23 protein-coding genes are annotated in these 25,147 nt (G+C 41.1%); 8 read left to right on the forward strand and 15 right to left on the reverse strand.

The genetic code is table 11. The features are described from left to right. Positions 1-65 precede the first annotated feature (65 nt). Positions 66-1,310, reverse strand: a complete 1,245-nt coding sequence (locus AAG747_RS26155) for a parallel beta-helix domain-containing protein (RefSeq protein ID WP_346824211.1) — start codon at positions 1,308-1,310, stop codon at positions 66-68. Between the two features lie 339 nt (positions 1,311-1,649). Here AAG747_RS26155 and AAG747_RS26160 point away from each other — a divergent pair, with 339 nt between their 5' ends. Continuing rightward, positions 1,650-2,240 carry a Maf family nucleotide pyrophosphatase gene (locus AAG747_RS26160; RefSeq protein ID WP_346824212.1) on the forward strand — a complete coding sequence of 197 codons (591 nt, stop codon included), beginning with the start codon at positions 1,650-1,652 and terminating at the stop codon, positions 2,238-2,240. Positions 2,241-2,400: 160 nt separating this feature from the next. After that, positions 2,401-3,000, forward strand: a complete 600-nt coding sequence (locus AAG747_RS26165; RefSeq protein ID WP_346824213.1) for a DUF445 domain-containing protein — start codon at positions 2,401-2,403, stop codon at positions 2,998-3,000. Here AAG747_RS26165 and AAG747_RS26170 read toward each other — a convergent pair. Both AAG747_RS26170 and AAG747_RS26175 read right to left on the reverse strand, forming a co-directional pair. After that, a complete protein-coding gene (locus tag AAG747_RS26170; protein ID WP_346824214.1) occupies positions 2,981-3,214 on the reverse strand; it encodes a YkvA family protein in 234 nt (77 codons plus the stop codon). The two genes, AAG747_RS26165 and AAG747_RS26170, sit on opposite strands and share 20 nt — an antisense overlap. 121 nt (positions 3,215-3,335) lie before the next feature. Beyond that, on the reverse strand, positions 3,336-3,806 hold the full coding sequence (locus AAG747_RS26175; protein ID WP_346824215.1) for an SRPBCC family protein: 471 nt from the start codon (positions 3,804-3,806) through the stop codon (positions 3,336-3,338). Between the two features lie 346 nt (positions 3,807-4,152). On the opposite strand from AAG747_RS26175, the gene rpsF reads away from it, so the two are divergent. From rpsF to rplI, 3 genes are read left to right on the forward strand one after another with little or no spacing between them, the layout of a single operon-like run. Then, positions 4,153-4,536: a 30S ribosomal protein S6 gene (gene rpsF / locus AAG747_RS26180; protein WP_346824216.1), complete on the forward strand. Its 384-nt coding sequence runs from the start codon at positions 4,153-4,155 to the stop codon at positions 4,534-4,536. Beyond that, positions 4,533-4,784 carry a 30S ribosomal protein S18 gene (gene rpsR / locus AAG747_RS26185; protein ID WP_346824217.1) on the forward strand — a complete coding sequence of 84 codons (252 nt, stop codon included), beginning with the start codon at positions 4,533-4,535 and terminating at the stop codon, positions 4,782-4,784. The genes rpsF and rpsR overlap by 4 nt, the downstream gene beginning before the upstream one ends. Before the next feature lie 49 nt (positions 4,785-4,833). After that, the gene (gene rplI, locus AAG747_RS26190; protein ID WP_346824218.1) at positions 4,834-5,280 is read left to right on the forward strand and encodes a 50S ribosomal protein L9; all 447 of its coding nucleotides are present in this window, start codon (positions 4,834-4,836) and stop codon (positions 5,278-5,280) included. 111 nt (positions 5,281-5,391) lie between these two features. Here rplI and AAG747_RS26195 read toward each other — a convergent pair whose 3' ends face one another. Together AAG747_RS26195 and rpsA are read right to left on the reverse strand one after the other, a co-directional pair. Beyond that, the gene (locus tag AAG747_RS26195; protein ID WP_346824219.1) at positions 5,392-7,680 is read right to left on the reverse strand and encodes a DUF7619 domain-containing protein; all 2,289 of its coding nucleotides are present in this window, start codon (positions 7,678-7,680) and stop codon (positions 5,392-5,394) included. A gap of 764 nt (positions 7,681-8,444) precedes the next feature. Next, positions 8,445-10,238, reverse strand: a complete 1,794-nt coding sequence (rpsA, locus tag AAG747_RS26200; protein WP_346824220.1) for a 30S ribosomal protein S1 — start codon at positions 10,236-10,238, stop codon at positions 8,445-8,447. A gap of 441 nt (positions 10,239-10,679) precedes the next feature. On the opposite strand from rpsA, the gene AAG747_RS26205 reads away from it, so the two are divergent. After that, positions 10,680-11,807: a glycosyltransferase gene (locus AAG747_RS26205; RefSeq protein WP_346824221.1), complete on the forward strand. Its 1,128-nt coding sequence runs from the start codon at positions 10,680-10,682 to the stop codon at positions 11,805-11,807. A gap of 162 nt (positions 11,808-11,969) precedes the next feature. Here AAG747_RS26205 and AAG747_RS26210 read toward each other — a convergent pair whose 3' ends face one another. The 4 genes from AAG747_RS26210 to AAG747_RS26225 all read right to left on the reverse strand — a co-directional run bounded on the left by AAG747_RS26210 (position 11,970) and on the right by AAG747_RS26225 (position 15,037). Next, positions 11,970-12,566, reverse strand: coding sequence for a thioredoxin family protein (locus tag AAG747_RS26210; RefSeq protein WP_346824222.1), 597 nt, complete (start codon positions 12,564-12,566; stop codon positions 11,970-11,972). 83 nt (positions 12,567-12,649) lie between these two features. Further along, on the reverse strand, positions 12,650-13,558 hold the full coding sequence (locus AAG747_RS26215) for an ROK family protein (protein ID WP_346824223.1): 909 nt from the start codon (positions 13,556-13,558) through the stop codon (positions 12,650-12,652). 3 nt (positions 13,559-13,561) lie between these two features. Continuing rightward, the gene (locus tag AAG747_RS26220; RefSeq protein ID WP_346824224.1) at positions 13,562-14,251 is read right to left on the reverse strand and encodes an HAD family hydrolase; all 690 of its coding nucleotides are present in this window, start codon (positions 14,249-14,251) and stop codon (positions 13,562-13,564) included. Between the two features lie 444 nt (positions 14,252-14,695). Next, the gene (locus AAG747_RS26225) at positions 14,696-15,037 is read right to left on the reverse strand and encodes a hypothetical protein (protein WP_346824225.1); all 342 of its coding nucleotides are present in this window, start codon (positions 15,035-15,037) and stop codon (positions 14,696-14,698) included. 439 nt (positions 15,038-15,476) lie between these two features. On the opposite strand from AAG747_RS26225, the gene AAG747_RS26230 reads away from it, so the two are divergent. Both AAG747_RS26230 and AAG747_RS26235 read left to right on the forward strand, forming a co-directional pair. Further along, on the forward strand, positions 15,477-15,896 hold the full coding sequence (locus tag AAG747_RS26230) for a hypothetical protein (RefSeq protein ID WP_346824226.1): 420 nt from the start codon (positions 15,477-15,479) through the stop codon (positions 15,894-15,896). A gap of 59 nt (positions 15,897-15,955) precedes the next feature. After that, a complete protein-coding gene (locus AAG747_RS26235; protein WP_346824227.1) occupies positions 15,956-16,582 on the forward strand; it encodes an Abi-alpha family protein in 627 nt (208 codons plus the stop codon). Between the two features lie 83 nt (positions 16,583-16,665). On the opposite strand, the gene AAG747_RS26240 is transcribed toward AAG747_RS26235, so the two are convergent. The 6 genes from AAG747_RS26240 to recN form a co-directional block, all read right to left on the reverse strand. After that, the gene (locus AAG747_RS26240) at positions 16,666-18,789 is read right to left on the reverse strand and encodes an elongation factor G (protein ID WP_346824228.1); all 2,124 of its coding nucleotides are present in this window, start codon (positions 18,787-18,789) and stop codon (positions 16,666-16,668) included. 535 nt (positions 18,790-19,324) lie between these two features. Further along, positions 19,325-20,617 carry a tetratricopeptide repeat protein gene (locus tag AAG747_RS26245; RefSeq protein WP_346824229.1) on the reverse strand — a complete coding sequence of 431 codons (1,293 nt, stop codon included), beginning with the start codon at positions 20,615-20,617 and terminating at the stop codon, positions 19,325-19,327. Positions 20,618-20,678: 61 nt separating this feature from the next. Then, positions 20,679-21,596, reverse strand: coding sequence for a ribonuclease Z (locus AAG747_RS26250; RefSeq protein WP_346824230.1), 918 nt, complete (start codon positions 21,594-21,596; stop codon positions 20,679-20,681). Between the two features lie 189 nt (positions 21,597-21,785). Further along, positions 21,786-22,178 (reverse strand): STAS domain-containing protein, encoded by a 393-nt coding sequence (locus tag AAG747_RS26255; RefSeq protein WP_346824231.1) that lies wholly within the window; start codon positions 22,176-22,178, stop codon positions 21,786-21,788. 23 nt (positions 22,179-22,201) lie between these two features. After that, the gene (locus AAG747_RS26260; RefSeq protein WP_346824232.1) at positions 22,202-23,146 is read right to left on the reverse strand and encodes a phosphoribosylaminoimidazolesuccinocarboxamide synthase; all 945 of its coding nucleotides are present in this window, start codon (positions 23,144-23,146) and stop codon (positions 22,202-22,204) included. Between the two features lie 80 nt (positions 23,147-23,226). Continuing rightward, entirely contained in the window at positions 23,227-24,882 is a 1,656-nt protein-coding gene (recN, locus tag AAG747_RS26265; RefSeq protein ID WP_346824233.1) for a DNA repair protein RecN, read from the reverse strand. Positions 24,883-25,147: the final 265 nt, after the last annotated feature.

Consider the following 25,147-nt stretch of genomic DNA (forward strand, 5'->3'; position numbering starts at 1 on the left):
GTAGTGAATAAGTGAAAGTCATTACTCATAATTTCACTCATTCACCGGGTTGGTCACAGAATCTATTAATCGTTTACATTGGCTACTTTAGCCGGGCTTAAAGATTTCAACTCACAAGTAAATAAGGAAGTATCTCTGGATAAGCCTTTAAATTTGTTAGCGGCATCCAGGTTAGCAAAGGTGCCGTTTTTATTATTAGAAATACAGATTTGGTGAGAGGCTTTTAAGCGGCCGTTTTCGTCTACGGAATTCTTTTCGGGAATGCCATCGTAGATGATATGGGGGACTTTCCGTCCGAATTTGAAGTAAAATAACCAACCGAACGGGCTGATTTTCCGGGCGGAACGATTGGGCCGGATAAAGTCATTGTGGTGTACATAGATTTTTTTGGGATACGCATTATATTCTTGATCCTTGATCTCTTCTTCCGTGATATGATAACTGACAATCACCACACTGGCTGTACGGTTGTTGTGAATTTTATTATGGAACACCTCTACATTTTCCGTGGCCATGATCATCACACCGGTGCCCGGAGGAACTTTATTGACAATGTTGCCTTTCGGTGAAAAATTCTTGTAATTGTTTTCTTCTATCAGGTTGTCAAATACCCGTATATTCCGGCCGTGTTTTTGGGGAAGGTCAGGCAAGTCAAAGACCAGGATCCCTCCGGTATTGTTGTATGCGTGATTGTTGTATACATCGGCATTGATCGAATTTTCAATTTCTATCCCGGCCACATTGTGATAGGCTACACAGTTTCTGACAATAATGTTTTTCGATTGTCCCACATACACACCGGCATCGGAAGAGCCAATGGCGACACAGGAATCCATCAACACATTATTGCAGCTGACCGGGTAAAGTGCATACGCTCCGTTGTTTTTGTTGGGCTTGTTGGTCCATTCGGCTTTGATGTTGATAAAACTAATGCCATCGATATTCTGCGTCTTGATACAATCGCCTTTGGCGTCTTGTACGGTAAAGTCACGTAAGGTAATATTTTCCCCTCCGGTAATTTTCAATCCTTCGGCACCGGTAATTTGTCCTTTAAAGGATAAGATGGTTTTGTCCATCCCCTGCCCCTTGATTGTAATGTTCTTTTTTCCGTCCATAGAAAGGCTTCCTTTGAACTGGTAAAACCCTTCTTCAATTTCTATCACATCGCCATCCTGGGCCATAATCAGCCGTGTTTGCAAGGCTTTTTCTTTGTCTTGGTAATTCGTGCCTTCCTGGGCAAAGGTATAGGAGCCTGTCAGGATCAGGAAAGCGAGGCTAAGGTGAAAAGCATATGTTTGCAATCTGTACATAAGTAAAAGGAATTTGTGGATAAATTTTTTCATTTTCGTCAAAAACAAATAGCATTGCCTGTGCAAAGCCTGAAGGCATGGTGTCGAGCCGTATTCTTTTGGGAATAATCGATGTTGGTTGTGTAGGTGTACCCGGCTTTCAATTTTTGTCAGGGTGCGCCAAATGGCCCGGGCTTTCTTCAAAATTGTCAGGAATTTTCAATTGGTAAAGAAAAATTTGGTGAATAGCTCAAGTAAATGGTCAACTGCTTTACCTGCGATGTTCCTGAAATGAAAAGTTAAGAAAAAAACATATAGTATACTCTCAATAAATCTAAACAAGCAAGCTTGCTGACACCTATGACCCTACCTTTATTTACTAATAAAACAATTATTTTAGCCTCTAATTCGCCAAGACGGAAACAATTATTAAAGGAGTTGGGGGTGGAGTTTCAGTGTAGAGTGATGCCGGTTGAGGAAAAATACCCGGAAAGCCTACCTCCCGAAGAGGTGGCTCAATACCTTTCACAGTTAAAAGTCCGCCCGTTTCTGGCTGAAATTGCAGCCAATACTTTGGTGATTACGGCAGACACGGTAGTCGTAGCCGAAGGGCGTGTATTAGGCAAGCCTCAGGGAAATGAAGAAGCCAGGCAGATGCTGGAGAAAATCTCCGGAGCCTCTCATAGCGTATACACAGGCGTAACGATCACTACTCATGTAGAACAGGTCTCTTTTACCGAAGAAACCCGGGTTTGGTTTAGAAACTTGAACGCCCGGGAAATTCAAACGTATATTGAGCATTTCCAACCTTTTGATAAGGCAGGTGCGTATGGTATTCAAGAGTGGATAGGGATGATCGGGATCGAAAAAATTGAAGGCTGCTATTACAATGTGATGGGGCTTCCTGTAGGGCAACTATACCAACAGTTGAAAAAATTATGTGTTGAGTAAGAATTTTCTATTTTTGCGGGATCAAAATCCACTGGGGTAACCCCTGTTTTTTATCAAGATATGCCGCACTTGGGAGTTTAAGAAGGTTCCAAGAAGGTATATACATGGTTTTTTTAGTGAGTTGCAAGCAAAAAAAATATACAGTCTTTAATTAAATGTTATGGTATTATATCTTATTCCATTTATCTCAGGAGCGATTGGGTGGTTTACCAACTATGTAGCTATTAAGATGTTATTTCATCCCCGGCAAGAGCGGGATTTATTTCTGGTTAAATTACAAGGAATATTTCCCAAGCGGAAATCCATGTTAGCAGAGAGGTTGGGCAAAGTTGTGGCCAGAGACTTGTTTACGGCTGAAATGATTACGAATAAAATCGACACCCCGGACAACCGCTGCCAGTTGAAGAAAGGGATCATGCAGGAGATGGAAGATTATCTGATGAATAAATTGAAAGCGGGGAATCCGGTAGTAGCGATGTTTGTCAATGATAAAATGATCGATCAGATTATGCAGCAAATTGATAAATCGCTGGATGAAATGGTGCCGAGGTTGATGGGGCAAATTACCGGTAAGGTGGGTAATATCAATATCGAAGAGACGGTAAGAGAAAAGGTCAATAATTTTTCCGATGAGAAATTTGAAAACCTTTTAATGTCTGTCATTAAAAAAGAATTGACCTTTATTGAAGTTGCCGGGGCCGTGTTAGGATTTTTTATCGGTGTGGTCCAAGTGGCTATTCTTACTCTTTTTCCTGCTTAAGAGATTCCTTCTCTTTTTCTTGTTTTCCAAGAAATTTTCCTAAATCTATACCGAAGTACCGTAGTGATGCTAACAAAAGTGTCACTGCGGTGGCTTCGTCTATATTTCCGACAAAAGGAATATTGTCCGGAATAAATTCCGCTAACCCTGCAGTAGGATTCAGCAAATAGACCAACGACAACAAGCCGACTAAAAAGACAAAGGTTTTTTTCACAACACGTCAGTTTGGTTTATACACGAGTATACGAAAAAATATGCAAATGCTTTGGAGATCCCCAGCCGGTTTTTTTAAATTATTGATGCCATTGCTACTTGAGCGGATTGACGCTTGGGGTTTATTGTCCGGTTAAATTTTGAGTTTTTACTTTGTCTGCAAATATGCGCTTGTAAATAGGTCTCCGGTAGAGAAAAAGACAAAACAACAGGGGGTACAGTAAGTAGTCCAATACTAGCATTGGTGTGTGGTATTCTACCTCGTCCGTAATGATGGTGTGTTGTTTGGAGGTTTGTTCCAGTTGGTGAGTATGTTGCCAAGTCGACAAGAAAAAAGGCAATTGGATGCCCTGATCCGTAAAGGCAATGTATTGATTATCCAATTTGAAATTGACGACTTGGGATTTCCACCTCTGTTTGAATAGTACAAAGTCTAATTCCAGAATGATGAGGTCACCGGTATGATTGCCCTCATACCGTAATAACCGGAGAATGGGGTAGGGAGGGGTCAGTTGTTGCAAAAGTTGATCGTCAAATTTTTGCCATACTTTGACCAAAGGCTGTGGCACGGCCGTCTTTACTTTGAACTTCATGGTAAGTGAGTCGCTTTTGAGTGATTGTCAAATAGTTAGTTTTTTAGTCGGTTTTACATGTACATAAGAGGAATAGCCCGGTCATAACGATGGATAATTCCAGTGCATTTACCCTTGGGTGTTATGAATGCCAATTCCTCGGTGGGTTAGGACTGTTTATCCGTAAAAAGGCCAAAACCGACTCTAGAAATATAAGCTTTTTTCAAAGATTCTGAGAGAAAAAAGAAGGAAGAAATAAGTTTTTAAATTCTGGTAAGATATTTTGTGATAGCTTGCATATTTTCGCTGATAAAGTGTTATCTTTGCAGCCCTAAAATGATTACTAAAAGTAAATAAATTTTTGCCAATGGTAAAGAAACATTATGAGACAGTATTCATTGTAACTCCCGTTTTATCTGAGCAACAGATAAAGGATACTGTCGACAAGTTTAGAAACTTGTTAAAAGAATTAGGTGGAGATATTTACCACGAAGAAAGCTGGGGAATCAAAAAACTGGCTTACCCGATCAATCACCTGAAAACAGGTTTTTATCAATTGTTTGAATACAATGCTTCTCCTGAATTGATCGCAAAATTGGAGTTGGAGTTCAAGCGTGATGAGAAAGTGATTCGCTTCTTAACGGTGGCTCTGGACAAATATGCGGTAGAGTACAACGAGAAAAGAAGAAAAAAAGGAACAACTGTTAAGAAAGATTCTAAAGAAACTAAAGAACAGGAGGTGGCATCATGACATTACAAAACGAACCCATCAACAGACAAGAGCAAACCAAGAAGTATTGCCGGTTTAAAAAACACAGAATCAAATATATCGATTATAAAGATCCCGATTTTTTGATGAAGTTTTTGAACGAGCAAGGTAAAATTTTGCCTCGCAGAATCACTGGTAACAGCTTGAAATACCAAAAGAAAGTAGCCCGTGCAGTCAAAAGGGCTCGTCAATTGGCCTTGTTACCTTATGTAGCTGACGGATTGAAGTAGTCTGCTATTTTAGTTGGAAATTGTTTTACAAAGCAATCCTGATTTTAAAATGGAAATAATTTTAAAAACCGATATCAAAGGCTTAGGGTATAAGAACGATATAGTAAGTGTGAAGCCGGGCTATGGTAGAAACTACCTGATTCCTCAAGGGTTCGCAATGCTAGCCTCTGAAGCCAATAAGAAAGTTAGAGACGAGAACATCAAACAAGCTGCCCACAAAGCAGAGAAAGTCAAACAAGATGCCGAAGAGTTAGCAAATAACATTGGCGAATTGGAATTGGTGATCGAAGCAAAAGCGGGGGAAAGCGGTAAAATCTTCGGGGCTGTTACTACGACTCAAGCAGCTGAAAAACTGAAGGAGAAAGGTTATGATGTAGACCGTAAGAAAATTGGATTTACTTCTGAAATCAAAATGTTGGGCGATTACACGGCTGTGTTAGACCTGCATAGAGAAGTGAAGAAAGAGATCAGTATCAAAGTAGTAAAAGCCGAATAGTTTTTGCTCAAACGTATATTACAAAAAAATGCCTGACGGAGTAATCTGTCAGGCATTTTTTGTGTTAAGCCACCGGTGAACTTACTTTGAAGCGGTTACCGATGGCTTGCTTTATTGCTTTACAAACATTTTGTTCGCTTTGAATTTCGCATGCCGGATGTTCAGAATGTATACTCCGGGTTTTAAACCTTCGGTAGAAAGCCTTGCTGTATTGTCTTCAAAAAGCACTTGTTGTTGGCGAACCAACTTGCCAAAGGCATCCAGGAGAGTAATTTCTGCCTGTTGGAGTGTTTGAGTCCCTTGAATATAAAGATAAGCCTGCGTTGGGTTGGGAAATACATTGAATTGCTCAGGCAGGCCGGTAGTCAACTCCGGAATGGTAGTGACCAGGGTATTTTGTGTAGTATTGGTCACAATGGGTGGGTTGTAGTCAAAGTAAATCGAGGCCGTATTTTTCACTACGGTATGTTCCGGCAAGCCCGCCTTGGGCCGGATCTCATAGAGAAGATAGCCTTCGCTTTCCTCTACCTTGCCTTGTTGAGCACTGCTGGCACTGTCGGGTAAGTGGATATTTTCAAAGTAAAATTCCAGTGCTCCTTCTTCGCTCCGTTGGATGTTGACCGTATGGCTGACATCCAGAAGTTGGAAAGTGTTCCAATCAAAATGATTGTCCAAGGTATCGCGAATGGTAATGTTATACGCCTCGGCATTTCCCACATTCTGAAAGCGGATCAGGTATTTGACCGCTTGGTTTTTCAAAGTAAAATTCTCCTTGCCTACTCCGGCCGGAACGGTCTGTTTGTCATTGGGATCGTAAGCACACTCCAGGGGTTGTTCCAACGTATCACTCAGCACCTGGATGGTTTGTTGGGCAGCGTCTTTGAGCTGTACCTCGTAAAAGGACTTCAAGGTATCGCCTATATTATCCACTCCCGGTAACTTGAGCAACAATTCGATTTTTTGCTTACTACCCAAACCCACTTGGTCGAGGGCATAGGTGAGAGTTTGCCCGTCCACCTCCAGCGGGAAGGGGGTACTTTCCAGGTAAGTTACCGTTGGGTCCAGCGTGACTTTTACTGTGGCATCAAAGTCAATAGAGCCCGTATTTCTCAAGGTAAAGTAATAAGGGACTTCAAAGCTACAACGGGGCGCCTTGGAAGTAAAAGTAGCAGCCGCTTCATAAACCTCTTTAGGTTCCAACCCGAAGTTAAATTCCTGGTCTTTGTCCGCAGGTAAACTAATCTCATGCTGCTTGGCCGTAGTAATGCCCCATTTTTCCTGATTGTAATCCAAGGTAAGTTGGTAATCGCCCGGTTCTCTTCTTATGGCAAAGATGCCTTGTTCATTGGTATATACGGTAATATTGCCGGGATTTAGCCTCAATTTTTGATTAGAAAGAGTAGGTTCTCCTTCGTCAAATTGTCCGTTTGTATTCAGATCGGCAAAGACTTTTCCGGTTAGTTGATAGCTTTTATCACTGAGTTTGTAAAGGTTGGTCATATAGGGTTTTCCTTCAGCAAAATACAAGATTTCATTTTGATACAGGTGTACAGAACGAGGCTGAGAAGAAAAACTTGGGTCTGTCATGGTGCTTTCTATCATCCGGGTACCTTCTGAAGTACCGTCTGTTACATAAAGTTCTCTATGACTGTCAGTTGGAGACGCTGTGAAATAGACTTTTCCTTGGTGTTCAAGATAGGAAGTTGGAAATCTAATGTCTTTTTGAAATGTTCCTGAAGGTGTTCCATCGCTGATAAATAAACCAGAATTAACTTTACCGATAACTATATTTGTAAAAGCCTTTTCTACTGCTATATATGTATTATTCAAACCTACTGCAGAAGTACCTTCTTCAGTCCCATCTGTTTTCCAAAGATTATTTCCCCCTTGAAAATAATAAGATCCTTTCATAGACTTTGGAGAAATTTGGGTGGGATCATTACGATATAATTTAAAATTAATATCATAGAAAGGAAGATCGACTGGCAAATTTATTTTTTCAGTACCTATTTCAGTTCCGTCTGTTCTCCAAAGTTGGTTCTGATTTTCATACTTTCCGTCCTTTTTTATATAAGACTTACTTGCAAATAATATATGTTTTTCAAGGGTAGCGACCAAGTTTATGCCTCTAGCTGAAATCTTTTTTATAAACTTTGTGCCCTCCGTTGTTCCATCACTTTCCCAAATTTCATGATAATATCCACCTTCGTTCATTTTGAAAAAATAAAGTTTATTATTAAAAATGGATATACTGACTTGAAATGTTAGGTTGTTCCCAGGATAAATTTCTTTTAACATCATTGTACCTTCTTTGGTCCCGTCTGTTTTCCAGATTTCTGTTCCATGAATACCATCATTCGCTATAAAATAAGCTTCTCCTTTGTAAGTAAAGTCATACATTTTTAAGGAAGATGGATAATTCATAGTGGATAAATAAAGTCCACCTGAAAGTCCAGGCTTAATATCTTTTACCATGCCGATTGATTCATCTTTTCCAATCTTCCAAAGTTCTAAACCATAAGTAGTATCACTTGCAGAAAAATACAAATTGTTTCCTCGTTGTTCTGCAATAAAACCGAGAAGGCCTTTTACGTTTATACTGTGGAAATGGGTAATGCTTCCTTTTATTCCATTAGATTTCCAAATTTGTACAGTATTATTCAGTGGAACTGATAAATATAAGTTTTCTTGAAATGAGTATAATTTTACAAGGTTAACACTCTCAACAGAATTTACCATGTCAATAACTTCTACTTGATCATTTGCATACCTCCAAAGCTTTATTTGTTCTGGTTGTTTTTTTGTGGTGACGGTAGCAAAAAATGCCCCTTTGTCATTGCTTGCAATGGGTTGTAATATGACGTAATTCTTCTTCAGGAGATTCCAAAGAGGTAAGTAGTACCGGAGCCTGTGCAAAAAGAAATGTCTTTGTAACGAGCACAAAGACCAATAGGGTAAAAATCCGTTTCATAGAAATGTATTTGAATATGAGGAATTATTTATATGCCAGCGAAAGTACAAACAGGTCGGTAGGATATTAAAGAAAGTAGATGGGTTTTTTGGGGAAAAGAGGGAAGGTGTAAGTAATAGGAGGAGAATTGTATGGAGAGAAATAATAAAAAGCCCCGGAAAACTCCGGGGCTCAATATGGATAAAAGAAGTACTTAGTCTTCTTTCTTTTTCTGCATGTCTTCTTTCAATTGAGAAAGAACGCCAAGGTCGCCCAAGGTAGCTTTTGACTCGCTTTCCTTGGCTGCTTTTTCAGCAGCAGGCTTGGTGCTTGGTTTTTTGGCAGGAGCAGCTTTCTTCACTGGTTTTTTCTCTTCTTTGTACGTATGCACGTGCGAAAGGATGATTTTCTTGTCATCTTTAGAGAATTCCAATACTTTGAAGTCAAGTGCTTCACCTACTTCAGCAGCACTGCCATCTTCTTTCTTCAGGTTTTTGTTCAACGCAAACCCTTCGATTCCGTAAGGCAATTCCAAGGTAGCACCTTTATCGTTTTTGTTCAGAACAGTACACTTATGCACCGATCCTATGGTAAAGGTCTCTTCGAAAGCTTCCCAAGGGTTCTCTTCGAGTTGCTTGTGACCTAAAGCCAATCTTCTCTGCTCGATATCCAATTCCAATACAACTACTTCCAATTCTTCACTTACTTTGATGAATTCGGAAGGATGCTTGATTTTCTTGGTCCAAGACAGGTCAGATACGTGTACCAAACCATCGATACCTTCTTCCAATTCGATGAACAGACCGAAGTTAGTCAAGTTGCGAACGATACCTTTGTGGTGAGTACCTACCGCATACTTGATCATCAGGTCAGACTTGGTCCAAGGATCTTCGGAAAGTTGTTTGATACCCAAAGACATTTTTCTTTCGTCTCTGTCGATTGTCAATACTTGAGCCTCTAACTCATCACCTACTTTCAAGAAGTCTTGAGGGTTGCGTAAGTGTTGAGACCAAGACATTTCAGAAACGTGGATCAAACCTTCCACACCCGGAGTGATTTCCAAGAAGGCACCGTAATCAGCAACATTTACAATCTTACCTTTTACTTTGGTACCTACAGTGATATCCTCTGGTAATGAATCCCATGGGTGAGGAGTCAATTGCTTCATACCCAAAGAGATACGTTTCTTGGCATCGTCAAAGTCCAGAACCACTACGTTGACTTTTTGGTCTAAGTTCAACAGTTCTTCCGGATGGCTGATTCTACCCCAAGAAATATCAGTAATGTGCAACAATCCGTCTACACCACCCAAGTCGATAAATACACCGAAGTTGGTCATGTTTTTGATCACCCCTTCGAGTACTTGACCTCTTTCCAGGTTGTTGAGGATTTCTGCTTTTTGCTTTTCGAGATCTTTTTCGATGAGTACTTTGTGTGAAACAACCACGTTGTCGTTCGCGTAGTTGATTTTCACTACTTTCAACTCCATTTTCTTACCTACAAAGACATCGAAGTCGCGGATAGGCTTCACATCGATTTGTGAACCTGGCAAGAAGGCCTCGATACCGAAGATATCCACGATCAAACCACCTTTGGTTCTACGCTTCACCGTACCTTCGATCACCTCATCGTTGTCAAGAGCGGATTGGATTTTTTCCCAAGCTCTTACAATTTTCGCTTTTCTGCGAGATAAAATTAATTGACCGGCTGCGTCTTCTTGGTTTTCAATGTAAACCTCTACTTCATCACCGATCTTTAAGTCTGCTAAGTCTCTGAATTCGTTCAAAGCTACCAAACCGTCAGATTTTGACCCGATGTTGACTACTACATCCCGGTCGGTGATACTCACCACTGTACCTGAAATTACTTCTCTTTCAGTAATTTCATTCAGGGTTTGATCATACATTGCCAAGAGTTGCTCTTTCTCCTCCGGGCTATAGTCGTCTCCAAAGCCCTTTGACTCTAACTCGTTCCAGTTAAAATCTTGATTTTCAATAGATTCTGCCATATAAAATAAGCACTTGCTACATCTTTGTCCTAGTGCTATCAAACAAAGAATTTTGGGTTAAAAATGAAACATGTATTAAATTGGAGTGCAAAAATACGAATATTTACTTGTTAAGTAAATGCTTTTGATAAAAAATAACTGAGTTCTTCAAAAGAAAAGACACTCTCGACTAGTAGTCTGCCTCCAGGCGGCAAATATTTACTGGAAAAATACTACACGGACTCTGTAAGAGCTATTCAGCCAAGCCAAGGCTATACTGGTCATATTTGGTTTTGAGAGTAGGATATTGTTTGGGTAGAAACTTGCCCGTTTGATAGCTTTAACATTTGATCAGGTAGCGATCAAAAGGGATATTTCAATTTCAGCCTCATCCTTATTGGCAATTACTGCCTAGTTTTGGATATTTCGTATCTTCGGGCAAAATTCTTGTTTTTGAGGTTTATGAAAATTGCTTTTTTAGCTCCGTTTTATCCTTATCGTGGGGGAATTGCTCAATCGAGCACTGCCTTGTACAAAGCCTTGGAAAGTCTAGCCGAGGTAAAGGCCTTCAATTTTTCCTTACAGTATCCTTCTTTGTTATTTCCGGGAAGCAGCCAGTTTGAAAACGCAAAGGACTCCAATTTGAAAATTGATTCTGTCCGTTGTTTGAACAGTATCAATCCCTTGAGTTACTTTACCACAGCCAATAAAATCCAAGGGTTTCAGCCTGATTTACTCCTGACCCGTTATTGGATGCCCTTTTTTGCACCTTCTTTGGGATTGGTGTCCAAATTGGTCCGGAAGAAGGGGGCCCGGGTCATCAGCATTACCGATAATATCATCCCTCATGAACACCGCATGGGAGATCAAGTCCTCACTTCTTTTTTCTTAAAACAAAACGATGGTTTTGTCACCTTGAGTGAGGCAGTAAAACGCGATTTATTACAATTTCGCCCCAATGCCAAAGTCTTATTTCATCCACATCCTTTATATAGTCATTTTGGGAAAAAACAGGAAAAGGCACAGGCGCGGAAATTGCTCCAGCTTCCCAAAGAGCGGAAAATTATCCTGTTTTTTGGTTTGATTAGAGCCTATAAAGGATTGGATACTTTGTTAGAAGCTTTCGGGAAATTAGATGCTTCTTACCATTTGCTGGTGGCTGGGGAGGCCTATGAAGATATGGAAAAATACCAGGCGTTGATTGCTCAAAACCCTAATAGAGACCGGGTGCAAATGCACAATCACTATATTGCAGAGAGTGAGGTTCCAAACTACTTTTCGGCTGCGGATGTATGTGTACTTCCGTATAAAACCGCCACCCAAAGTGGTGTGACAGCGATCTCTTTTCATTTTGATTTACCTGTAATTGTCACGGATGTGGGAGGATTAAAACAAATGGTGGGCGAGTTTGAAGGGGGAGGCGTAGTACCTCCTGAAAATCCGGATCAACTTGCCAAGCGTATTCAAGAATATTTTCATCATAACCAACAAGAACAATACTCTCAGGCAATTCAGAAAAATAAAAAAACATATTCCTGGGAGCACTTAGCAGTGGAGTTAATTCGGTTTTCCGAAGGGCAGGCTCGCTAATTGGAATGGAATCACGCAGGTTGATACAATGCTTTTTGTGTTGAAAACAGGAACTAAGGGAAAACCTGATTTTTTACTTTTCGGGAGATGTCTCAAAAAAGACTCATTTCCAAACCAAAGCAGTGGTTTGGAAATGAGTCTTTCCTCTAAGAGGAAACCATTCTAAAAAGAAGATTGGTAATGGTTTTTGGAAAAGTCTTCCCAACTGATGCCTTTGTCGTATCCTTCTATGAGGTATTTCAAAACCGGGTCTAAGGTTTCAGGTTTCTGGTAACCCGGTAAGGGAGTGATAACTTCCATTTTTTCATTGAGAAAAACAATGGTGGGAAAGCTCAAACGGCCATTGAGCAAGGCGGCCGCCAATTCATGATAGCCTTTCCGGCCTTGTTCTATAAAGTTAAAGGTTTCCCCTTGAAATTCTATAGATGCTTTTTGCTCCGCATCCAGCTTGACCGCATAATAATTTTCATTGATATAGCTGGCAATTGTAGGGTTTGAGAAGGTATGGGCATCCATTTTTTTACACCAGCCACACCAATCGGTATATACGTCTATGATGATTTTTCTGGGGTTCTGTTTACTTAAGGCGGAGGCTTCTTCTATCGAATACCATTTAATCTTATCTGCTTTATTTTGGGGGGTGTTGGCTTGAATTTCCGGAATTTTCCGATTGTCGGTTTGTTTCTCACTTTGAGAAATATGAGGAGTGAATGCCCAAAGGCCTACGGCTATAGCAAATATTACAATTGTTTTTCTCATAGTTGCAGATTCAATAAGATAAAATAAGTGGAACTTAATACATACTAAAAACTTTTCTGCAAAGTAAAAAAGTTCAAGGGACATTAGTCTAGCATGGCCGCACCAAATACTCCGGCACTATCCCCCAGTTTGGGTTTTAAAAACAAGGTATCGAGCCGGTTGTTAAATACATGCTTTTTGGTTTCTTCCACTCCTTCCGTATACAGTAGGTCGATGTTCCCCACACCGCCTCCCAGTACAATTACGCCCGGGTCCAGGATATTGATTACTTGTGCAATGGCTTTCCCATAGTATTTAATCAATCGTTTAATGGTTTTTACGGCATTCATGTCTGTTTCTTGCCGGGCACGTACGTAAATTTCCGGGAGCAATAGAGATTTGTTTCCTCCCAAAGCGTAGTAGTACCTTTCCAGGGCTTTTCCGGAAAGAATTGTTTCCACACAACCGGATTTCCCACAATAGCAGTGCCCTCCCGAATCGTGCAGAAAATTATGCCCCCATTCTCCGGCAATGCCTTGCCGGCCGTTTATTACCTTGCCATTGGCTACGATACCCGCTCCCACACCGGTACCCATAATGACCCCAAAGATGACTTCCGCATTGGGGTACATTTCAGGGACAATACCCACTTGCGATTCTGCCAATGCAAAACAATTGGCGTCATTGGCAATGGAGATTCTCACTTTTAATGCTCTTTCCAGGTCGGCTTTCAGAGGTTTGTCAATCAAACAGGTGGTATTACTGTTTTTGATGGTTTGTGTTTCCGGGTCCAGAAGTCCCGGGGTTCCAATGCCTATTTTAGAAGGCATTAAGCCTGTTTCTACCACCATCCGGTCAATAAGCTTTTCTATTTGATGGATGATATGGTAGTAGCCCTTTTCTTGTTCTGTCGGTATACGCAGCCTGGTAAGTATTCTTTTATTCTCATTTGAGTCAAGGACCACACCTTCGATTTTGGTCCCGCCTAAGTCAATGCCCCAAAGTGGTTTCATAATTCAGTGTTGTTTTATGTTGTTGAATAAAGGTTGTAGTGTTGTTGGTTTCAGTTGAGTAAAGTTATCAATGGTCAGGTCTGCCCGGTGTAATTCTTGATAGCTATGGCTGGTTGTAATACCAATGACGATGCATCCGGCCTCTTTACCTGCTTCGATCCCGGAAAGAGAATCTTCAAATACGAGGCATTTTTTGGGAGGAAGCCCAATGGTCGATGCCGCTTTTAAGTAAACCTCCGGATTGGGTTTTCCGTTTGCGACCATTTCATCGTAGATAACTGCTTGAAAGAAGTGGCCCAGGTGGGTATGGGATAAAGTGAAATTAAGGTTAGCTTTTGGGGCAGAAGTGGCAATGGCACATGGAATACGGGCCTCTTGTAGCCGGGCTAAAAACTCTGATAAGCCCTCAACCGGTTGAATAGCGTCTTTATAGAGTTTCCTGAACATTTGTTCTTTCTCCTCCGCATATTGTTGTATTTCCTCAGGAGTTAACGAACGACCAAATACATAGGGAATCCACTCAACGTTTCTTCTGCCATATACCCGTTGTACCAGATTTGCTTCGCTAAGGTATATTTGGTGTTTTTTAAAAAAACGCTCCAAACAAATCTTGTGAAAAGGATTACTGTCGATAATCACACCGTCCATATCGAAAAGAACTCCGAAAGGAGGGGTGATAAACTGATCTGTCATATACGTTCTTAAGTTAGTAGGTGTTTGTCAGGCAAACATCTATACAACAAAGTATTTACTGAAATTTAAACAAAAAAATCGTATTCCCAGAGTAAGGGAGGGGGAGTTTCCGAATAATTCTTATGGCAGATCATGTCTGAATTTTATTCTTTGGATCGAAAGCTCTCATTTCAGGAAACCCGTTGCAGCATTTTGAGCCTCCTAAATGGAGGATTTTTTACTACTCAAGGGGAGACCTTTTGAAGCTCTTAAAGGGGCATTTCCCGCAAGGAATTTTAGACAGGAGCTTATAGTTTTTGGGATTGGACCTGCTGGAAAGAACTTCCTGAAAATGCAAAATCATACAGAAGCCTCTCACAGAGAATAGTCCGTTTTTGTAGAACAAACACAATACTCCCTTAGCTTTAAAAAAATATTAGCTTCGTCTTCTGAGAAGGGAATTCTTCAGTATGAGCGGGTTAGGATAATACAATCTTTGCCGTCTTTTTTACCTTTTTGAATTTCCAAATCAGAACCTTGAGTGTCCAAGGTGCTAATCAATTGGCTTATCTCTTCAAATAAGGGCCTTGTTTCGACTGGGTAATGTTGTTTTGCTTTTTTCTTTTGCACCATTAGCCAGAATAAAAAGAAAACAAGCCCGATAAAGCAAAATCCTAAAACCATTCTGGTAATTTCCATGAACTGAGAAGAGGCGGCTGCAGGTTCGGTAGCTTCGGCCAGACAGGGAATGGTGGACATGAACAGGCTTAACAAGGTGATGCTGCCGGTAATTTTGAAGGAGTTCATTGCTAAAGCTTGTTTTGAAAAACAAATCAGTTAGTAAGTTGAGTTGTAGAGGAAATGAAAAAAAATGACGAAAGAGAACAAGGTGAAGGATGATGTAATTGCCTTGTTTTCTTTTATTTATACAAGCAATCTTACATTGCTACATAAAAATACAAAAAATAGATTTTGGTATAAATGAATAGGAGATAATTTTTGCCTAAAATAAACTTTTGAAAAAATCCGCAGTTTTAAAATTTCTTACATGTGTGATTTACTCCTCTCTGTTTATCCGGAATAATAGCCTTGAGATTTCCATAAATAAATATTGTAAACCTTACGTTATTTTAAAAAAGGTTGAATAGAACCTTCTGCTTAGAGAATGGTTAAGTAGTATAATTGTAAATGTTTGTTAACAAGATGTAGTACTTTTGTAAAGTTGGGAGGCTAAAGGAAATTGATTATGGCGAAAGATTATTTCATTGAAATTGATATTGAGCAGAAGCAAATTTCATTTCAAAAGAACTTTATGGAGGAGGTACTGGGAGAGCCTGCAAACACGCCTTCCCGTATGTCAATAGATCTGTTTATAAGTAACTACTTGCCCCCCAGGCAAAGTAAACAAGCTCGAAAGTTTTTTGAAGATGCTCTTTCTACAGGGGCTTTGTCGGATAAAAACAATGCTTTTCCCATACACAATAAACTCGAAGAAGAAGTCTCTCTGGCCCTGAAAAGTATGATGCCCCTACAAATCCAAAAAGGAATGGGGGGGGCAATCGTAGGAATGGTTGAAGTAATGGAAGTGAAAAAAACGATCTCCCAGGAAGCCAGAAGTCAGGGGAGGGAAGGGTTGTTTGCCAAAATGTTCTCTTTTTTCTTATAATCTCCCGGTCCCATACCTTAATTTTGTATCTTTCCGGTCTACTATTTTTTTCGAAACTTATGGAGGCGGAAGCTACAATTGATTTTTTATTAAATCTCTGTTCACGGCAAGTTACGGACGAAGCGGAGCTTACCGGAAAGCATATTGCTAACTGGCGTCAGCAAAACCAATTGGCCGTTTTACAACTGGCCAAAGGGATGATAGAACAAGCCCAGATCCGGATAAAAAAAATCCCTGTCAAAACTTTAGCGGCCTTTCTGAATTATTGTTCCTATGAGGAAGAGCCAAGTTTACAAAACAAATGGGCTACCTTGTTGGTGAACTTGGTTAACAATGACCATCCCTCTCAAGTATCATATCTTTTTGTAGAGTTATTGAATCAACTCTCTCCCTTGGAAGGAGCGGTGCTGGATTATGTGTACCGGGAGTCATTTCTGTTAGACGAAGCAGAAAATCCATATTTTAAAAGACTTGAGTTGATTCAATACTGTCAACATACCTTTCATACTACGTATGAGGACAATCAATTGATTGTGGAAAATTTGCTAAGGTTGAGACTGATGGAAGAAAAACCTGCGACTTTGATCAAAAGTGAGGACACCGAAGACCTGCAATTGGTCTATTCAGATCAGTTGCGACTGAGCAAGTTGGGGGTGCAGTTACTTTCGGTTTGTATAGAATATTAGGGTAGAGGGTGGTAACCGGATATAAAATAGCCTGACAGGCTATAAGGGCATCCTGTCAGGCAGGTGGGAGGTAAATAGCTAGTCTATGCTTCTACAGCTTCGGCATTGGCTTCCAATGTCCGCTGAATTTCATTAGGTACAGGCGTGTATTCGGCAAATTGCAGTTTAAAACTTGCCCGTCCTTGGGTTAACGACTTGAGAGACGTGGAATAATTATCCAGTTCGGCCAGGGGGACTTTGGCGTTGATCACCTGGTAATTTTTCCGGGAATCGATTCCCATAATCATGGCTCTGCGCGTTTGCAAATCGGTCATGATTTCTCCGGTTAGTTCTTCGGGTACTAAAACTTCCAGGTTGTACAAAGGCTCCATGATTTTAGGTTTGGCATTTAAGAAGGCCCGTTTAAAAGCCTGCATACCGGCAATTTTGAAGGAAATATCATTGGAATCTACCGGGTGCATTTTACCATCATGTACCAATACTACAATGTCTCTGGCATAGGAGCCGGTGATGGGTCCTTCTTCCATCTTTTCCATCACTCCTTTCAGAATAGATGGCATGAACCGGGCATCGATGACTCCCCCGACTATGCAATTATAAAAGATGAGTTTTCCGCCCCAAGGCAAGTCTATTTCATCTTTGCCCCGGATATTGAAACCTGTAGGAGTATCCATGTCTTTCTGATAAGGCAGGATGGTCATATGTACTTCGGCAAATTGTCCGGCCCCCCCGGATTGTTTCTTATGCCGGTAAATTTCCGAAGCTTGGGTTTGAATGGTTTCCCGGTAGGGGATGCGGGGTTTTTCATAGTGTATATGCAGGTTGTACACGTGTTCCAGGCGCCATTTGGTAACGGCTAAGTGCAATTCCCCCTGTCCGGTAAGAATCAACTGTTTCAACTCTTTGGAGTATTCGATGTGTAGGGTTTGGTCTTCCTCTTGCAGCTCTTTTGCGGCTTCTCCTAGTTTTTCATCATCGTTTTTGCTTTCAGCAACAATGGCGGTTCTGATTTTCGGATCGGGGAATTCCATCTCCTTGAATTTTACCTCAAAACCGGGGGCATGCAAAGTGTGATTCGTACTGGTCGATTTCAGTTTGATGGTGGCACCAATATCCCCGGCCGTGAGTTTGTTGACAGGTTTTCGCTGGTTGCCATCCATGATAAATAACTGGTTTATTCGCTCAGTGATTTGGGTTTGGGCATTGAGTAAGTCTTTGCCTACCTCTATCGAACCGGAACATACTTTGAAGAAGGACAATTTTCCGAGGTAAGGTTCGATCAGGGTTTTAAAGACAAACAGGCTTACGGGTTTTTGGGGGGTACATTCAATGGTTTTGCCATCTTGCGTCTCTTCGGGATGCATTTCCATAGAACCGGGAGCCACATTGTCAATAAAACCCATTAAGCGCCCGCTGCCCATGTTGCGTTTTCCCGACAGGCAGAAAACCGGAAACACATCGTGCTTCATCATGCCTATTTTGAGGCCCTTGCGCATCTCATCTTCTTCCAGGTTCCCTTTTTCAAAATACAACTCCATCAGAGCTTCATCGTTCTCGGCAGCTTTCTCTACCAACTCATTGTGCAGTGCTTCTGCTTTTTCCCTTTCTTCGGGAGGGATGGGTAGCTTTTCCGGTTTTCCCCCTTCCGGAGGAAATTTATACATTGTCATTTTCAAAAGGTCAATAATGGTATTGAACCCCTCTCCTTGATTGACCGGATATTGCATTAAAACCACAGCTTCGCCAAACCGGGCTTTGGCCGCAGTAAAGGCTTTGTCAAAATTTGATTTGGGGTGATCGATTTGATTGATGGCCAGGAGGGTAGGTTTCTGCAATTTTTCGATATGCTCCCAGATAAGCTCTGTACCTACTTCCACTGCATACTGACTGTTGATGAGCATTACACAAGTATCTGCTACACGAAGGGACGATACAATTTCTCCCACAAAGTCATCCAAACCCGGAGTATCGATGATGTTGATTTTATATCCTTTCCATTCCGCATGCATCGAAGTGGCATATACCGAGTTGCCCCGTTCGTGTTCGATTTCATGGTAATCGGAAAGAGTGTTTTTCTCTTCTACCGTACCTCTCCGGTTAGTGATACCGGCCTCGAATACCATGGATTCGCAAAGTGTGGTTTTACCGGATTTAGCACTCCCCAACAGTACGATGTTTTTAATGTGCTTATGGTCATATACTTTCATTGGACGATCAGGTTATTGGTTGAAGTAAATGAATAGAATCGGAGTAGCTTTGCTTCATGAGCAAGTTAAATTTGATAGGGTAAATAATTGATGACCGAAGTCAGGGTAGTAGTGTGTTTTTGGTCTGTTTGAGGACTGTGTTATATCTGTGGATAGGAATATTTGGCTGTTAATACGTTCCAATCCCCTGCTCAATTTGCTGCTTGGGCATATAGGATTTAGCGTTGAAGGACTATTTTGATCGTGTATTTTGTAGCCCTTGTACAAAGGCTATTATTCACTAGGGAATTCTTATTGCAAACAAGTCAATTTTATGACTTCCTTGTGATGATACTTTCTAATAATCAGCTTACTATCAGTTCTTTTTTTTGAAATATTAATAGCAAATCACGATCATTAATTAATATACGAAAATTATAGTTTTGAAAACAGTGTGTAGATGATTATTATAAAAAGTTGTAAAAATTAGTGAAAAGAAGAAGGAGGAAAATTCATTTCTACAATGAAAATGAACACGGGTTAAAAAACATTCTTCTCAATCTGCTCCGGCTTCGGAACAATAGGCTTCCCAGGCTTTTCTGCTTTGCTCCAAACCCAGGTCAATGGCTTTTTGCAAATCCATACAGGCTTCTTGCTGCTGTTGGAGGTAGTGGCGGGTCAATCCTCGGTTGTAATAATATGTGGCATTGTCAGGCGCAAAGCGAATGGCCATCGAATAGTTTTCCAAAGCTTGAATATAGTTTTTTAAGGCAAAATAAGCATTGCCCCGGCTTGAGTGGGCTTCTGCCAATGCCGGTTGAATTTCCAGTGTTTTGGAAAAGTCTTGAATAGCGGCAGTGTAATGTTTGAGTTGATAGTGGGCCAAACCGCGGTTGAGATAAGTATTTGCATCTTTTTTATCCAACAGAAGGGCCGAGTCATAATCGGCAATGGCCCCTTTGTAATCTCCTTGGCCATATTTTAAGTAGCCACGGTTGGTATAGGCAGAGGCAAAGCGGTTGTCATGGGCAATCACTTTATCCAAGCTCTGAATGCTTTCCTGGCTTTGCCAGGCAAATTTGCCGTATACTGTTAAATTGTATTGGGCAAGGGAGTGGTTAGGATCAACTTCCAGCGCTTGTTGAAAATCCTTGATAGCGTCTGCGTAATTTTTTTGCTCGGCAAAGAGCATTCCCCGGTTAGACAGAAAAGTAGCCTCCCGTGGGTTTAATTCAATGGCTTTCCGGAAGGCATTCATCGCTTCAGGATAGCGGGCCAAGTGTTGAAACGCTAAACCCAATTGGTTATAAATATCGGCTTGGTTGCTTTGTAAAGTGCTGATTTTGGAAAAGCCGGAGCCCGGTTGAGCACTGCCCAGATCATACTTTTTGAAATAAATTGTATTGGTTTGAGTGGGGGGGAGTGTCAATAGTTTTTGCAGAAATTGAATACACTGTTCATAATGTTCAGCGCGGTAATGTACATGCGCCAGGTTATAATAAGCTTCGGCATGGTTTGGGTTTAGCCGGATTACGGTATTGTAATCAATCATTGCTTTGGCTAGTTTCCGGGTTTGTTCATAGCAATGTGCCCGTTGGAAATAGGCTTCTGTATAATCACTTTGGAGGGCAATGGCCGCATCGTAATATTCAAGGGCACTCAAGTAATTACCATTATCCGATAAATGTTGGGCATGCTTGAACAACTTACGGGCTTCCCTTCGCTTTTGTGCTACAGAAGCAAAGTCCTGTGACTTATTCTCCGGATAATAATCAAAAGTTTTTTCCTGCGAAAAAGCTTCCGCATAGAGTAATAAACAAAGCCCGAAAAGAAATACGATTGTTTTCAAAGTAAACCGACAAATTAAATTGACCGGGAGGCAAAGACATCTTGCTCCTTCTTCAATTTAATCAGTAATCCTCTGAAATGGAAACGATATCCCCTTCTTTCGCCAGCTTTGTCTCTAAAAAGACCTCCTGGGCTTCCTCTAAGAATACGTCTAAGGACTTGTAACGGGAGGAAAAATGCCCGAGATAAAGTTGTTGGACTTGTGCTCTGAAGGCAATACCAGCCGCTTGCCGGGCGGTGGAATGATAGGTTTTCCGGGCTCGCGCCAGATGTTTTTCCAAAAAGGTGCTTTCGTGGTACAAGACATCTACTTTTTGGATATAAGGTACAATGTCTTCCAAGTAACGGGTATCGCTACAGTAAGCATACGAACGGCTTTTTTTGGGTGGTAAGGTCACCTCTTCAAAACGGACCAGCTCATTTTCATACCTTACATCTTCTCCTGCTTTCAATGCTTTGAGAAGGGGGAAAGGCAAGCCTCTGGGAAGCTTTTCGGGAAGGAGATTTCTTAGTTTGGGTTTCTCTTTGATCAGAAAGCCCCAACAGGCAATGCGGTGCTCCAAGGGAAAAGAAGAAACTTCAAGTTCATCATTTTCAAAAAGGAGTCTCTGGCCTTCTGCTTGAAGTGCATGAAATTGTAAAGGAAAGCTCAAAGTGGTTTCCGAATAGCGAAAAATACTGCGTAGCATCTCTTTTAAACCCAAGGGTGCATAGAGGTGCAAGGGTTTAGTTCTTTTGAAAAGGTGCAAGGAAGATAGTAAGCCCGGAAGCCCGAAAATATGATCTCCATGCAAATGGCTGATGAGGATATGTTCGATTTTATGCGCATTGATTTGGTACTTGTTTAATTGTTGTTGAGTACCTTCTCCGCAGTCAATAAGTAGGCGTTGCTTATTTACTTGGATGTATTGTGCCGAGGGTTTCCGCTCTTTGTAGGGTATGGCCGCACTGGTGCCCAAAAAGTGTATGTCAAAACTCATAGTATTCTTAATCTCCGTTACTGCCGTATGCCGTCAAATTTTACTCTTTCCCAAAAAAGCTTCAAAAAAGAGAGGCTGGTATTTCCCTTTATTTATAAAGACAGGTCTCAGTCCTCTGCGTTATGGCAGAAACCGAGACCTGTCAAATGTGATTAATTCCGTTGTTTTATTTGTCAGTCAAACCGTTCATTAATCCTCAGAAGCAGTATCCTCTTCCGAATTCAGATCTTTTTCAATCTCATTCAAAAATACAAAGTCAATGGCCTCTTCCAAAGTTGGCAGGATATTGAGTACGCCATCTAATTTTGAAATTTTTACTAATTTCATCACATGGTCGCTAATCCCCACCAAAATCAATTGGCCGTTCAAGTCTTTAGCCAACCGGTTAGCCACCAAGATAGAACTCAAGCCTGACGAATCTATGTATTTTACTGCAGTAAGGTTTAAAATCAAATTAGTGGTACCCGCTTGAAAAAGGGTCACGAATTCTGATTTGAGCAGGGGAGCTTTGATGGTATCCAGTTTGTCCTCTTGGAGCTCCAAAATGGTATATTTCTCGCTCTTATCTACAGAATATTTCATAAAAATTAATTTAGAAAGTGAAACTAAGCCTGTTCAATTACAGACTCGATACTAGTTTTTATATCTGCTAAAATATTATCGTAGGGAGTTTTTACAAAATTTTCTCCGGTAATACGCTCATAAAGTTCAATATAGCGTTGGCTTACTTGTTCTACAAATTCCTCCTGGATTTCGGGAATGCTTTGGCCTTCTAATCCTTGAAAGCCGTTTTCGATCAGCCATTGCCTCACAAATTCTTTGGATAATTGTTTTTGCACTTCGCCTTTTTGTTGTCTTTCCTCATAGCCTTCCGAGTAAAAGTAGCGAGAGGAATCCGGGGTGTGTACCTCATCGATCAAATAAACCTTTCCTTCGTAGATGCCAAATTCGTATTTCGTATCTACCAAGATTAGGCCCATCTTCTTGGCGAATTCCTGGCCAAAGGCAAAAAGCTTTTGCGTATACGCTTCTAACTGGGTATAAATTTCCGGGCTTACGATTTCTCTTTTGAGAATTTCTTCTCTGGATATGTCTTCATCGTGTTCTCCGTCCATTGCTTTGGTAGCCGGGGTAATGATTGGCTTAGGGAAAGGATCGTTTTCATTCAAGCCTTCCGGCATAGGTACTCCGCACAAAGTGCGTTTGCCGGCCTTGTATTCCCGCCAGGCATGCCCGGTCAGATAACCACGGATGACCATTTCAATAGGAATGGGTTGACAACGTTTCCCAACGGTGACATTTGGGTGAGGTACTGCTTCTACCCAGTTAGGTACTATCTCTTTAGTCATCTCTAAAAATTTAGAGGCAATGGTATTCAATACCTGTCCTTTGTAAGGAATCGCTTTGGGCAATACTACGTCAAAAGCCGAAATACGATCGCTGGCGATCATGGCCAGTTTGTCTCCGAAATAATAGATATCCCTTACTTTTCCTTTATACTCCCCGGTTCCCTTACTGAACTCCAATTGGGTCTCTTTAATCGCTTCCATTCCGATTGGTATATTAATAGTTAATTGATTTTCTTAAATTAATTTGTCATGAGTTTTTACGGTTCGCCGGTGTACCGGATTTATTCTTTCATAATCAACTCTTTGGCACTTTGGTATGCATGTTGACTAGGTTGGTCGCCTCCGATCATTTGTGCTATGGCTTGAATACGCTCTTCATCGCTCAATTTTTTAATTTTACTGACCGTTTTATGGCTGGAGTGATCTTTATACACAAAATAATGTGCATTGCCTCGGGCCGCCACTTGGGGTAAATGACTGATAGAGATGACTTGGTGTTTTTGGGCCATTTCAATCATGATTTTACCCAGCTTAATGGCAATTTCTCCGGAAACCCCTGTGTCGATCTCATCGAAAATGATGGTGGGTAGAGAGATTTTACTGGCCAGAATATATTTGATAGCCAACATTACCCTGGAAAACTCTCCGCCGGAGGCTACACTTCTCAATTCCTGAGGAGCAATGCCCCGGTTAGCACTGAACAAAAATTCCACTAGATCAGTACCCAACTCCGAAGGAGGACCCTCAGAAAGTGTAATTTGGAAATTGGCATTGGGTATTCCCAAGTCGATCAGGATACTGATAATTTGCCGGGCAATTTCACCGGTGACGGCAATACGGGTAGCCGATAGGATTTTTGCCTTTTCCTGAAACACCGCAAAACGCTGTTCCTTATATTCTTTGGCTCTTTTTAAATCCTCGTCAAAGTGTAATACCTTTTCTACCTTTTCCCTGAGACTTTCGCGCAAAGCGATCAGCTCATCCACACTTTCTACCTTATGCTTTTGCTGTAAGGTGTATATCTGGTTGAGTTGGTCGGTAATCGTTTCGATTTTTTCCTGGTCAAACAGGATGGTTTCTTCCTCCTTTTCGACTTCATAAGCGATGTCCTGGATTTCGATACTGGCACTATCCAAGCGCTGGTGCAACTCTTGTAAGGCGGGAGAGTACTCTGATACTTTGCCTAGGGCCTGTAAGGTGAGCTTGAGGTGCTGTTCAATGGCATATTCCGATTTATTCAGATACTCCAGGCACTCATTTAAGTTGCTTTTGATTGCTTCGGCATTTTCTAAGAGTTCCCGCTCTTTTTCCAAGGCCGGTACATCTAATTGCTCCAAGTCCGTTTTGGATAGCTCTTCGTAAAGGTGCTGGTTGTAGTCAAATTCCCGCTGGTATTCCTCATGCTGCTTTACCAAGTTGCGATACTCGGCTTCCGCTTTTCTAAACTCCTGAAAGGCATGCCGGCAGGTATCCAGTTCCGGTTGGTTTTGCGCATATTTGTCTACAATTTCCAACTGGTTTTCATTTTCGCCCAAGTTGATAGTATCATGTTGAGAGTGGATATCTATCAAGTGCGTACTCAATACCTTCAATACCTCTAAGCGCACAGGGCTATCGTTGACAAAAGCCCGGGATTTGCCGCTAGGGGCAATCTCCCTGCGCAAAAGGGTTACGTTCTCGTACTCCAGGTTTAATTCGTCAAATAAGTCTTGTAGGTGGTAGTCGGTAATTTCAAAACTGCCTTCAATCACGCATTTGGTGCCCGCATCATAAAGTACCTTGGTATCGGCCCGCTTGCCTTGAAGCAAACCCAAGGCCCCAAGCATGATCGATTTACCCGCTCCGGTTTCCCCGGTAATAATATTCAAGGAGGCGGAAGGGGTGATTTCCAAATGCTGGATTAAAGCATAGTTTTTAATCAGCAGAGTTTTTAGCATATATGGTCTAATATAGTTGACTGACTAAAGCGACAAAAATAGTTTTTTTTATACTAATGTAGAAATAGTGACTACTTTAATTTAAAGTATAAAAATATTGGCTTAATTGCTTGTTAATTAGCTTTTTGTAGTGATACCCTTAAAGTGAAGGTCGAATGTAAGGGGTGGAATTTTTTTATAAATTGCTAATATTATTGGCGTTTTTATGCTCAAAGTGATGAAAGGAGTACCTTCTGTGATCCTCTGGTGTAAGGCTTCTCTGTAT

Origin of the sequence: Rapidithrix thailandica (genome assembly GCF_039710355.1) — a bacterium.
Classification (GTDB): Bacteria; Bacteroidota; Bacteroidia; order Cytophagales; family Flammeovirgaceae; genus Rapidithrix; species Rapidithrix thailandica.